This window comes from Chryseobacterium sp. Leaf405 (genome assembly GCF_001425355.1).
In the GTDB taxonomy this organism is placed as follows: domain Bacteria; phylum Bacteroidota; class Bacteroidia; order Flavobacteriales; family Weeksellaceae; genus Chryseobacterium.
In genome coordinates, this window is the sequence record NZ_LMQN01000015.1 from 1,123,640 (window position 1) to 1,136,558 (window position 12,919).

The following is a 12,919-nucleotide window of genomic DNA, read 5'->3' on the forward strand; positions in this document are numbered from 1 at the left end:
ATTATTTTTCTTTAGTCAATTTTAGATTATTTATATCTGGCATATTCATTATAACATCGTAACTCAGAAAACACTTGGGTCCAACTGATTTTAAATTTAATTTCACATCATTTTGTGTTACGTCTGAAATCGTAAGAAGTCCTTGGGTATAGATGCATTTTTCAAAATTGGGATGAGAAAATTTTGCTTCTTTAATACTGATTACAAATTCATTTTTTTCATTAGTTGCCACATCTGATTTTTGCACAATAAACTTTTCATTTAAAAAATTAGTAAATGAGAAAACTATAGAATTCATTTTATTCTGTGAAATCTCAAATTTGATTGGGTGTTCTTCAATTGTTCCTGTCCAAATTCCTGACAGTTTACCGATATTTTCTGATGTTTTCTGGGCAAAACTATTATTAATAATAGAACAGAAAATTAAGATTAAAATATTTTTCATTGAATTTAATTAAACATTTTAAATGCTAATAAGTTTCTATAAAATTACTCATTAATCAAAAACCCTGCAATTTATAATCATTATAAATATCAATCTAAGTGACTGATTTTGCTCATGCTTTTTTCACGATGTTTTATTTTTGCACCAATAAAAAATTGAAATGGAATTTAGATATCAGGATCCGTATCCGATTCAGAAGGATGATACGGTATATAAGAAGTTGACTTCAGATTATGTGAAAGTTGAAAAACATGGAGAAAGAGAAATTTTAACCATCGATCCAAAAGGGTTAGAACTTTTAGCAGAGGAAGCAATGGCAGATGTTTCTTTTATGCTCCGTTCTTCACACCTTGAAAGTTTGAGAAGAATCATTGACGATCCTGAAGCTACAGATAACGACAGATTCGTTGCTTATAATTTATTGCAAAACGCTGCAGTTGCGGTGGAAGGAGCTTTACCATCTTGTCAGGATACAGGAACTGCGATTGTAATGGGCAAAAAAGGAGAAAACGTTTACACTGGCGTTGAAGATGGTGAATATTTAAGCAAAGGAATTTACAATACCTATCAAAAAAGAAACTTAAGATATTCTCAAGTAGTTCCTTTAACGATGTTTGATGAGAAAAATTCCGGATCCAATCTCCCGGCACAGATTGATATTTATGCTAAAAAAGGAGATTATTATGAGTTTTTATTCTTAACAAAAGGAGGGGGTTCAGCCAACAAAACTTTCCTATATCAAAAGACAAAATCTTTGTTGAACGAAAAGTCTCTTGAAGCATTTGTAAAAGAAAGAATTTCGGACTTGGGAACTGCGGCTTGCCCACCTTATCATTTGGCTTTAGTGATCGGAGGAACTTCTGCTGAAGCCAATTTAGCAGCAGTAAAAAAAGCATCCGCAAAATATTACGATAATTTACCGACAGAAGGAAATGAAGCTGGACAGGCATTCAGAGATTTGGAGTGGGAGGCAAAAGTTCAGAAAATCTGTCAGGAAAGTTCAATCGGAGCACAATTTGGTGGAAAATATTTAACACACGATGTTCGAGTAATCAGATTGCCTCGTCACGCTGCTTCTTGCCCGGTCGGGATGGGAGTTTCCTGTTCGGCAGACAGAAATATTAAAGGTAAAATTACCAAAGAAGGTATTTTTTTAGAGCAGTTAGAAGAAAATCCGAAGAGATTTTTACCGGCAACTCCGCCACATTTGGAAGAAGCGGTAGAGATTAATTTGAATAAACCAATGCCGGAAGTCTTGGCTGAACTTTCAAAATATCCCATAAAAACAAGATTAAAATTAAACGGAACGTTGATCGTTGCAAGAGATATTGCCCACGCAAAAATCAAAGAATTGTTGGATGCAGGACAGCCAATGCCTGAATATTTCAAAAATCACCCGATTTATTATGCGGGTCCTGCAAAAACTCCGGAAGGAATGGCTTCGGGAAGTTTCGGACCGACAACGGCGGGAAGAATGGATGTTTACGTTGACGAATTCCAAAGCCACGGAGGAAGTATGGTAATGCTGGCAAAGGGAAACAGAACAGCAGATGTTACCAATGCATGTCATAAATACGGCGGTTTCTATATCGGTTCTATCGGTGGTCCTGCTGCAATTTTGGCAAAAGATAATATTTTGTCAGTTGAGGTCGTAGATTTCCCTGAATTAGGAATGGAAGCAGTAAGAAAAATTGAAGTAAAAGATTTCCCTGCATTCATTATTACAGATGATAAAGGAAATGATTTCTTTGCGAATCTTGCTCATTAAAAATATATAAAATAAATACTACTTTGTATTGCATGGTACTTTAATTAATAGTATTTTTGCAATACAAAATAGTATCATGAAAAATATTTTACTTACCTTAATATTCAGCACAATTGGTTTCAATTTTTCTTTTGCTCAAACTGAAGCCAAAATTGACAGTATAATACAGACAGAATTTAAAGATCACAATGCTCCGGGCGGAGTTGTTCTTGTTTCAAAAAAAGGAAAGATTATTTACGAGAAAGCTTTTGGAAAAGCTAATTTGGAATTAAACGTGGATATGACTCCAAAAAACGTTTTTCAGATTGGCTCCATGACCAAACAATTTACGGCTGTTTCTATTTTAATTCTTGAATCTCAGGGGAAATTAAATGTAAATGATCCTGTTTCAAAATATATTCCAGATTATCCTTCGGGAAATTCTATTACGATTCATCAGCTTTTAACACATACTTCAGGCATCAAAGATTTTACAAAAATGAAATCTATTTCAGAAATTGCCCAGAAAGAAATGTCTCCAAAAATGATGGTTGATTTCTTTAAAAATGAACCTGTTGATTTTAAACCGGGAGAAAAATTTGATTATAACAATTCCGGCTATGTTTTGCTTGGACATTTAATTGAACAAATTACGGGTGAAAAATATGAAGATTTTATCAGGAAAAATATCTTTGAAAAAGCTGGGATGGATAATTCTTTTTACGCTTCAGACAGGAAAATAATTAAGAACAGGGCTTACGGATATCACCAGAAAAGTGATGGTTATGTTAATAAAACGGTGATTAATTTTAGTGTTCCGTTTGCTTCAGGATCGCTGATGTCTACAGTAGAAGATATGTTGAAATGGCAAAATGTACTCAATAAAAATATTATTTTGAATAAGGAAGAGGGTAAAAAAGCTTTCACAAAATATCACCTTAATAACAGTGAAGAATATACCTATGGCTACGGATGGCATTTGAAAGATATAGACGGAATCTCTACAAGAGAGCATGGAGGAAGTATTTTTGGCTTTAAATCGATGGGTGTTTATATTCCGGATGAGGATATTTATGTAATAGGATTCAGTAATTGTGATTGCCATTCGCCTACACAGATTACGAGAGATATTGCTAAATTGGTTTTGATTAACTCAAATAAATAAAGCAAAATAGTTTCAAACTAGTTTAAAATCAAAATAAATAATAAAATAGGACATATATCTTTTGTGTAAAAAAATAAAAAGCCCTACTTTTGCCTAAAATCTATAAGAAAAATGATAACGATTTTATCAGCATTTTGGCCGTTTTACCAGTTCCTTTGGACTATTTTCTTCATTACAATGTTCTTGGTGGGGTTCTGGTGTATTTTCATGTTCTTCGGATTGGTAATTCCTATGTGGTTGACTGAAGGTTTGAAAGAGTATTTTGGAAAAATTAAACCTTTTGATCCTGAGGATATTAGAAGCAAAATGGTTTACGAGCAGGAAGGAGTAGAGGTTATCTACAACGAGCCGAAAGGTCACGGTCCTTTTATACATGACCACAGCCACGATAGTCACGGACATCATTAATTGATTGTCATTACTTTTTCACCTGAATTCTGAAAAAGTAATATCAAAGCAAAACAACATATATAAAACCACTTAATTATTTTAAGTGGTTTTTACTTTTTTACCCCAATCGAAGTTTTTCCGGTGAAACTCCGAATTTTTTCTTAAATGCTCTTGTAAAGTTTTGCACGTATTCGTAACCGCATTCAATGGCGATTTCTTTAATCATGATATTTTTATCGATAATCAGTTTTTTAGCTTTAAGCATTCTGAGTTCCGAAATATAATCGCTCACGGTAATATGGTATTGTGCCTTAAATTCTTTTCGTATTTTATTCTGATTGATTCCGATGATTTTTCCGATTTCCTCCACTTTTATGTTTTTGTGATAGTTTTCGTCCACAAATTTTTTAATCATTGCCGGAGTTTGTGGAGTTTCCTTTATGATATTTTTTTCATTGAATTGTTCGAAAATTAATATCAGAAGTTTAATAATTTTAGCTTCAATAAATAATTTCTGCATCACTCCTTTTCGGGAATATCCTGTAATTTCACGTAATATCATATGCATTTCCACTGTCATATGAGGCGGTGTCTGCTTGTGGAGAAAAATATAATTATTTTTTATCATACTTTCCAGAATGTCAGAACTTTCTTTATTGGAATCAGGATTAATAAGGTTGAATATATAATCATATCCTATTTGAATCTGAAGATATTTTAAAACTTCCTGATGCTCCGTCCAGAGTTCTGCTACACTTTCTTCTGAAGAATAATGAAGGATGTATTGGTTTTTTTTAAATAAAAGATTGATGCCACAATCATTAGCTTCCAGATGAATATTTGGGCTTAGCAGAAAGAGAAGGTTAAAACTCGATTTGCTTTCGATCATGCTCGACTTTTGAAACTTTTCTGTCACAAAGTCCTCGTGAAAAATAACTTTTATATCCTCCGATCTGAATAACAATCCTCTTTTTACATGTTTCATCATACTCCCTGATTTTGTATTCATAAATAGTGTTATTGTAAAAAAAGCCTGCATCAGATAATCGATAGTTTGATAATGATAAGTAAGAATTTCAGATGTCAGCTAATTTTGCACAAAAATAAATATAATTTAGAATAAATAAAAATAATAATCGTTATGTTTAAAAATTTATATTCTGTTATAACTAAAATCAGCATTGGAGCTATTGTGGTATCGGTTACAGGAAATAATTTTGCTACTGCACAACAATGGCAAAATGTAGGTTCTTCTGAAAATGTATCTGCAGGAGGAAGCAGTTATAATAATTTATTGGTTGATAATGTAGGAAATTACTATCTGTCTTACTATGATGTCTCGGTTGGCAAAGGATCTGTTCAGAAGTTTGACGGTACAAATTGGTCGTACGTCGGTGGAAGTGCCGGAATTACAAACAGTTTTGCAACTTTTAATTCGTTGTCAATAAATGCGGCAGGCAATAGTCTTTATTATACAAATCAAGGAACGGGACTGGAAGTTCGTCAGTTTAACGGTGTTTCTTGGACGCAGTTGCAAAGTCCAGTAACAAGTACAATTAATTATCAGGCATCCGCGGTTTCATCTTCAAATGTTTTGTTTACGTATTCAATTCATAATTCGGGAACGGTTCAGCGTTATGTAAACGGAGCTTGGGAACAAGTTGGAAATACGGGATTTTCTAACGGAGCAGCTTTTGCAGAAATGGTAATCGGATCAAATAATAAGGTGTATACTTGTAATTTATCCGGCGGAGTAAGGGTTTACGAAAATTCTACGAATGCAGGTACATCCGACAATTGGAATTTAGTGGGTGGAAATATTGTTGATGCTGCGACTTCCGGTGAACAGTATACGTCTGATATTGCTATTGATGCGAATAATAATTTATATGTTGCGTATGTTTCAAACTCAGCAAACGGAACAAAATTAAATGTTAAAAAATTTGACGGAACTTCTTGGATTCAGGTTGGAAACCCATATTTTTCTACAGGGAAAGTTCAGCATGTTGCACTCGCTGTTACTGCGGCAGGAGATCCTTATGTTGTAGCAAGCCGTTGGGAAAATGATGATTTATTAAAAAATACAGCATATAAATTAGACAATACAACAAATACTTGGGGAACTTTCGGAGGAGATTTTATTTCTGACGGTCAGGCGATGTATAATGATGTTGTGGTAGATAATGTTAATAATTATTTGGTATTGGCATATTCTCAAGGAACCACAAGAGTGAAGAGAATTGCATTACCGGTTCCGCCTCAGACTTGTACCAATACAGATCCGGGAAATAATACAGGTGATTTGGGTTGTATAACCTTCAATTACAGAGGTCAGTCGGTAACGTATACAACAGTAAGAGGTGCAGACGGGAAAATCTGGCTTCAGCAAAATTTAGGAAGTACAAAAGTGGCGACTTCTCTTACAGATGAAGATTCTTACGGAGATCTTTTCCAGTGGGGAAGGTGGGATGACGGTCATCAAAAAAGAAATTCTACATTAATCGCTGCTCCTTCAGCAAATGATCCATCGGGATTAGCCGGAGGTAGTGCTTCTTTTTATTCTGCAGGTTATAATTCTTCATCAAACTGGTGGAAAAATGGGATAACTTCGGATAAATGGGAGGCTGAAAATGCTGCTGCTTCAACCTCAACAAACGGGGCTGATCCTTGTCGGGCAATTGCTGCAAACTGGAGGCTTCCGAATGTTGATGAAATAAATGCTGCCATGACTGCTGAAAATATTACTGAATTTAATTCTGCTCTTTCAAGCAATTTAAAATTAGTTCCTGCAGGAATGAAAGATTATAACGGAATTTTCTCTCCGGGAACCAGATTATATCTTTGGTCTTCATCTTCATCTTCGTATACAGGAAACGGTCAGCATTTATACATCAGTCAGTTTTCTACTTTAACCAATAGTGCGGGAAGAGATGCCGGTATGTCGGTAAGATGCATTAAAGACATTACAATGGGTTTAGGTACTAACGATATTAAAAAGACGATAACGGTAGGAGTATACCCAAATCCAACCAATGCAATTTTAAATATTAAAACAGATACTGCAATTGATACTGTAAATGTGACCAATGTGGTCGGTCAGAGAATTAATACGATTAAGTTTTCTAATAACCAGATTAATATGCAGGGACTTCCAAACGGAATGTATATCGTAGAATTATTCTTAAAAAACGGACAGAAAATTTCTAAAAAAGTGATTAAAAATTAGAGTTCATATTACATTAGATTTATTAAAGATGGGCTGTCCTCACGGGCAGTCTTTTTATTTTATATGTAACCTTAAATCTGATATGATAACCGATTGTTTGAAAATGATAACTTTTTCTTGATAATCAAAAGTAATTTTGCCGAAAATTTTAAGATAATTTAGAATAAATAAAAATAATATTTAATATGTTTGGAAGTTTATATTGTACGGTTCGAAAAATTGGAGCAGGTTTAGGGTTGGCGATTATGGTTTCAACATATACATATGCGCAGCAGGGAGGACAGACAAATCCGGTTTGTAACAATACAGATCCGGGAAATAATACAGGTGATTTAGGATGTGTAACGTTCACTTATAAAGGTGAAGATGTTACCTACACAACGGTAAGAGGGTCAGATGGGAGAATATGGCTTCAGCAGAATTTAGGAAGTACAAAAGTTGCAGATTCGTTTAATGATGAAGATTCTTATGGAGATCTTTTTCAGTGGGGAAGATGGGATGATGGTCATCAGGAAAGAAATTCTCCAACGTCCACAGCTACATCTCCAAACTCTCCTGCTGGATTGGGAGGAACTAATAAGTATATCATAGGATCGAGTACAGATTCTTGGTGGGCAGGTAATGCGGCAAGTGATTCGTGGACAGCAACTTCTTCTTCAGAAGCAACATCAACTATAGGTACAGATCCTTGTAAGGCAATAGGACAAGGGTGGAGGCTTCCGACTTCGGCAGAATGGGTAACGATTGTCAATAATTACTCAATGAATAATCCTGCTTCGGCGTATGCCAGTCATTTGAAATTACCTGCGGGCGGATATAGAAGTAACACAACAGGTGGATTCACATTTGTTGGTCAGAGAGGATATTTCTGGAGTTCAGATACAGCATCTTCAGGAGGTAAATTCTTATATGTTGGAGGTACAATCGTTACACCAACTTCAGGAGGTGCAAGAGGACAGGGAGAATCTGTAAGATGTACCAAAGATTTTACAGGAGGATTGGGAACGGCAGATATCGCTGCCAAAGCTAATGCAATCGCTGTTTATCCAAACCCGACCAACGGAATTCTTACTATTAAAGCTGATTCATTCATCGAAACCGTAAATGTTAGCAACATTGCTGGGCAAAAAGTAAACGTACAGTTTTCAGATAAACAAATTAATATGCAGGGACTTCCTAATGGAATTTATATTGTAGAATTAAAATTAAAGAACGGACAATCGTTGTCTAAAAAAGTGGTTAAGAATTAATTTCTACTTATTTGATTGATAGACGAAGGACTTTTTATAAAGTCCTTTGTTCTTTTATATAATCAGTTCATTTAAAATTTATCCTTTGGCTAAAAATAAAAAGATGAAATTTCAATACTCAGTTTGATGAAAATTGCAATCGAAAAATGATAATTAAATAAAAATCAAATCAATAATTACAAAAGCTCATGAAAATGGCCTTTTTTTGTTAGCCATCAATCCGTATCTTTGCAAACTAAATTTTGACTATGTCTAAGAGTTTAATTCCAAAACTAGAAGCTATAAAACAAAGATATAATGAGGTTGCAGACCTTATTATTCAGCCTGATATCATTTCAGACCAAAAAAAATATTCTTCTCTGAATAAAGAATATAGTGATTTGGGAAAAATTGTTAGAGTTTACGACCAATATAAAGGTGCTTTAGATAATATTGCCGAATCAGAAGAAATAATTGCCGATGGTTCAGACAGAGATCTTGTCGAAATGGCAAAAGAGGAAAAAGTAGAAGCGCAGGGTAAACTTCCGGGTCTGGAAGAAGAATTGAAAGTACTTTTGATTCCTAAAGATCCTACCGATGACAAAAACGTGATCGTAGAACTTCGTGCCGGAACCGGTGGGGATGAAGCGGCTATTTTCGTGGAAGATGTCTACAGAGCATATACGATGTTTTTTAAAACCAAAGGCTGGAAGCACGAAATCACAGACTCTAGTGAAGCTGCAAAAGGATATAAGGAACTTATATTAAAAATTGAAGGCGACGGCGTGTACGGAATCATGAAGTTTGAATCCGGTGTTCATCGAGTACAGCGTGTTCCTGAAACAGAATCTCAAGGTAGAGTGCATACTTCTGCCATTACCGTTGCTGTTTTGCCGGAAGCCGAAGAAATCGATTTTGAACTAAATCCTGCCGATATAGAAATGCAGACTTCTCGTTCCGGTGGAGCAGGTGGACAAAACGTAAACAAGGTTGAAACCAAAGTGCAGTTAACGCACAAACCTTCAGGAATGGTCGTTGTTTGTCAGCAGGCACGTTCTCAGTTGGCAAATAGGGAATTGGCGATGGAAATGCTTCGTACGAAATTATATGATATTGAAGTACAGAAATCTGTAGGAGATATTGCTGCACAGCGTAAGTCGATGGTTTCTACCGGTGACCGTTCTGCAAAGATCAAAACATATAACTATCCTCAGGGAAGAGTTACCGATCATAGGATCAACAAATCAATGTATAATCTTGATGCCTATATGAATGGTGATATTTCTGAAATGATCGATGCTGTTATCATGGCAGAAAATGCAGAAAAAATGAAAGGTGAAGAAGATAATTATTAATCTTTTTTCCTTCAAAAAAATAAAGAAAGCTTCTGAGAAATCGGAAGCTTTTTTCGTTTCAATAAAGTGGAATTAATTACATATATATCACAAAATGGATAATTTTTTAATAACTGTAACATACTATGCTACATATAACTGTTATAAAATCAGATTATTAACATTCTTTCGGTATTTTTGTTTTTAATAATAAGTAATTTTAACTCATTACAGTTGATTTATTTTAAATAAAAGCTATACATTTATAAAAATCTTTTATAGTTAAAGGTTTTTTATTGTTCAAACCTAAATAAATTGTACTATGAAAAAAATTAACGCAATATTTGTGTTGATATTTATTTTTTGCGCCCAAAACTTCAAATCTCAAAATGTATTACCGCCTGAAAGTGTTTTCAAACTTTACTTTGATTCTTTTGTAAAACATGACGACGAATCATTAAGGGAGCTCAACAGTTATCTTATTAATTTCCTCGGAAAAGATTACACATTTAGGATGAGTCTTAATGAAAGTTATACCGGTAAAATCAATTATTTTACAGAGATTTTTCTGTCTAATCTTTCTCCGGAGGTAGCAGCGGCCTGTAAAGTTGAAACTGAAAAATATTTCACGGTATTGATGGAGAATTATAAAAATGCCAAGTACACAATTAAAAGTATAAAATCTGTTCCGATTACAGATTCTAAAACTCAGGAAATGTCTGAAGTGACTTTTGATGTTAATTTCAAAGTCCCGAAGAATACATCAGAACTCAAAATGAATGATATAAAAAAAGCAGGTATAAAAGAAGTGAAAAAATATCTTGCCGATCTTACGGTTTACTTTAAGAAAGCTGATAAAGTGATAACTTCAGAACAGAAATTTAATCTGTTTCAGGTGAAAGCCGGAGAAAATACCTATTATTGGAACGGAGGTCCGGAAGAACTCAACTGGAAGCTCAATGCGTTTTATCTTAAAAATGCCAATTAGTAGATATACAAGCTGTCTTTAGAGATAGCTTTTTTTATGTAAAACAGATTCCTTATTTTTGATGAAATAGCTTACTATGAAATTCAGACCGATTTTATTAACTGCCGGAGTCTTGTTTTCGGCAACATTGTATTCACAAAAAATGAATTATCCTAAAGCAATAAAAGGGAATCAGACAGATACCTATTTTGGAACTGCGGTTGCCGATCCATACAGAGATTTGGAAAATGATTCCGAAGCGACCAAAAAATGGGTAGACGATGAGGTGGCGCACAGCCAGAGTTATCTTTCCAAAATCCCTTTCAGAGACGAAATCAAAAATCAATTGAGAGACATCTGGAATTATGAGAAAATTTCAGCGCCCTTCAAAGAAGGAGATTATACCTATTATTATAAAAACGACGGATTGCAGGCGCAGTCTGTTTTGTACAGAACAAATAATAAAACGAAGACAACAGAAGTTTTCTTAGATCCTAATAAGTTTTCTGATAAAGGAACAACTTCGCTTTCTCAATTATCTTTTAACAAAAAAGGGAATTTAGCGGCATATTCTATCTCAGAAGGCGGAAGTGACTGGAATAAGATCATCATCATTGATGCCATTACGAAAAAACAGATCGATGAAACTTTACTTGATGTAAAATTCAGCGGAATTTCGTGGCAGGGCGATGAGGGGTTTTATTATTCAAGTTACGACAAACCCAAAGAAGGAACTCTACTTTCCGGAATGACAGATAAGCACAAGGTTTATTTTCACAAATTAGGAACAAAACAATCTGCAGATCAATTGATTTTCGGGGGTGATAAAACACCAAGAAGATATTTGGGAGCGGGAGTTTCCGAAGATCAGAGATATTTAATTATTTCTGCGGCGGATGCGACTAATGGAAATGAATTATACATAAAAGATTTAAAAAACGGCGGCGATTTTGTTCGTATTAATAAAGGTTTCGACATCAATGTCAATATTGTTGATACGGAAGGTGATAATCTTTTCATTTTTACCGATAAAGATGCCCCGAATATGCGTTTAGTAAAAACGACGATTAAAAATCCGTCTCCCGAAACGTGGAAAGATGTTATTCCTCAAACTGAAAATGTATTAAGTATCTCAGGTGGTGGCGGTTATTTCTTTGCAACCTATATGATTGATGCGATTGATCAGGTGAAACAATACGATAAAACCGGAAAACTAATCAGAGAAATTGCACTTCCCGGAAAAGGAAATGTTTCAGGCTTCGGAGGAAAAGAAAAAGAAAAGGAACTCTATTTTTCGTTCAGCAATTATATTACGCCGGGAACAACGTATAAATTCAATGCAGATTCAGGAAAATCAGAAATTTATCAGAAACCGAAAGTGAAATTTAATCCTGAAAATTATATTTCTGAGCAAGTGTTTTATACATCAAAAGACGGAACTAAAATTCCAATGATGATTAATTATAAAAAAGGAATAAAACTCGACGGTAAAAATCCTACAATATTATATTCTTACGGAGGCTTCAACATCAGTTTACAGCCGTCTTTCTCAGTAGTAAATGCAATCTGGATGGAAAACGGTGGAATTTATGCCGTTCCAAACATTCGTGGAGGTGGTGAATATGGTAAAAAATGGCACGACGCAGGAACAAAAATGGAGAAGAAAAATGTCTTTGAAGATTTCATCGCTGCAGGAGAATATTTACAGGCAAAAGGTTATACTTCAAAAGAATACATGGCGTTATCTGGAAGATCAAACGGCGGATTATTGGTTGGTGCAACAATGACAATGCGTCCGGATTTAGCAAGAGTAGCTTTCCCGGGAGTTGGTGTTCTGGATATGCTAAGATATAATAAGTTCACAGCGGGAGCTGGTTGGTCATACGATTACGGAACTGCTGAAGACAACAAAGAAATGTTTAATTACTTAAAATCATATTCTCCGGTTCACAATGTAAAAGCAGGAACTTGCTACCCTTCAACAATGATTATTACAAGTGATCACGACGACAGAGTAGTTCCGGCGCACTCTTTTAAATTTGGAGCAGAATTGCAGGAAAAACAAGTTTGTAACAACCCGATTTTGCTAAGAATTGAAAAAAATGCGGGACACGGAGCAGGAAGAGCAACCGACCAGGTAATCAGTGAAAATGCAGATTTGCTATCTTTTGCACTTTTTGAAATGGGAATTAAGAAATTAGGGAAATAATTATAATGTTAAACTATTAAGATTTTTATATTCACAAGTTATAAACATTACAGTGAATGTTTGTAAAATATAGAATTGAATCACTAAATAAATTTATCAAATACCAATAGAAGCGGGCTTTAGCTCGCTTTTTATGTTTAAATATAATCTTATTGGCTTTAGTCAAATTTATCTTTCATAACAGCTTATAAATACCCTTTCCATAAG

10 protein-coding genes are annotated in these 12,919 nt (G+C 34.6%); 8 read left to right on the top strand and 2 right to left on the bottom strand.

All coding sequences use genetic code 11. The annotated features are described in order from the left end of the window. Window position 1 precedes the first annotated feature (1 nt). Entirely contained in the window at window positions 2-445 is a 444-nt protein-coding gene (locus ASG22_RS15080; RefSeq protein WP_055986332.1) for a hypothetical protein, read from the bottom strand. A gap of 160 nt (window positions 446-605) precedes the next feature. Here ASG22_RS15080 and ASG22_RS15085 point away from each other — a divergent pair, with 160 nt between their 5' ends. The 3 genes from ASG22_RS15085 (at window position 606) to ASG22_RS15095 (ending at window position 3,765) form a co-directional block, all read left to right on the top strand. Continuing rightward, complete coding sequence (locus ASG22_RS15085; RefSeq protein WP_055986335.1) at window positions 606-2,213, top strand: fumarate hydratase; 1,608 nt, start codon at window positions 606-608, stop codon at window positions 2,211-2,213. A gap of 76 nt (window positions 2,214-2,289) precedes the next feature. Then, on the top strand, window positions 2,290-3,357 hold the full coding sequence (locus ASG22_RS15090) for a serine hydrolase domain-containing protein (protein WP_055986339.1): 1,068 nt from the start codon (window positions 2,290-2,292) through the stop codon (window positions 3,355-3,357). 111 nt (window positions 3,358-3,468) lie between these two features. Continuing rightward, window positions 3,469-3,765: a hypothetical protein gene (locus ASG22_RS15095; protein WP_185113813.1), complete on the top strand. Its 297-nt coding sequence runs from the start codon at window positions 3,469-3,471 to the stop codon at window positions 3,763-3,765. A 100-nt stretch (window positions 3,766-3,865) separates the two neighbouring features. On the opposite strand, the gene ASG22_RS15100 is transcribed toward ASG22_RS15095, so the two are convergent. Continuing rightward, window positions 3,866-4,735, bottom strand: coding sequence for a helix-turn-helix transcriptional regulator (locus ASG22_RS15100; RefSeq protein WP_238586926.1), 870 nt, complete (start codon window positions 4,733-4,735; stop codon window positions 3,866-3,868). A 153-nt stretch (window positions 4,736-4,888) separates the two neighbouring features. Here ASG22_RS15100 and ASG22_RS15105 point away from each other — a divergent pair, with 153 nt between their 5' ends. The 5 genes from ASG22_RS15105 (at window position 4,889) to ASG22_RS15125 (ending at window position 12,712) form a co-directional block, all read left to right on the top strand. Continuing rightward, window positions 4,889-6,973 (top strand): T9SS type A sorting domain-containing protein, encoded by a 2,085-nt coding sequence (locus tag ASG22_RS15105; RefSeq protein ID WP_055986344.1) that lies wholly within the window; start codon window positions 4,889-4,891, stop codon window positions 6,971-6,973. A gap of 185 nt (window positions 6,974-7,158) precedes the next feature. After that, window positions 7,159-8,223 (top strand): T9SS type A sorting domain-containing protein, encoded by a 1,065-nt coding sequence (locus ASG22_RS15110; RefSeq protein ID WP_055986347.1) that lies wholly within the window; start codon window positions 7,159-7,161, stop codon window positions 8,221-8,223. Between the two features lie 248 nt (window positions 8,224-8,471). After that, window positions 8,472-9,557: a peptide chain release factor 1 gene (gene prfA, locus ASG22_RS15115; RefSeq protein ID WP_055986350.1), complete on the top strand. Its 1,086-nt coding sequence runs from the start codon at window positions 8,472-8,474 to the stop codon at window positions 9,555-9,557. Window positions 9,558-9,858: 301 nt separating this feature from the next. Next, window positions 9,859-10,524 carry a hypothetical protein gene (locus tag ASG22_RS15120; RefSeq protein WP_055986353.1) on the top strand — a complete coding sequence of 222 codons (666 nt, stop codon included), beginning with the start codon at window positions 9,859-9,861 and terminating at the stop codon, window positions 10,522-10,524. Window positions 10,525-10,600: 76 nt separating this feature from the next. Further along, window positions 10,601-12,712, top strand: coding sequence for a prolyl oligopeptidase family serine peptidase (locus tag ASG22_RS15125; protein ID WP_055986355.1), 2,112 nt, complete (start codon window positions 10,601-10,603; stop codon window positions 12,710-12,712). The last annotated feature ends 207 nt before the right edge of the window (window positions 12,713-12,919 follow it).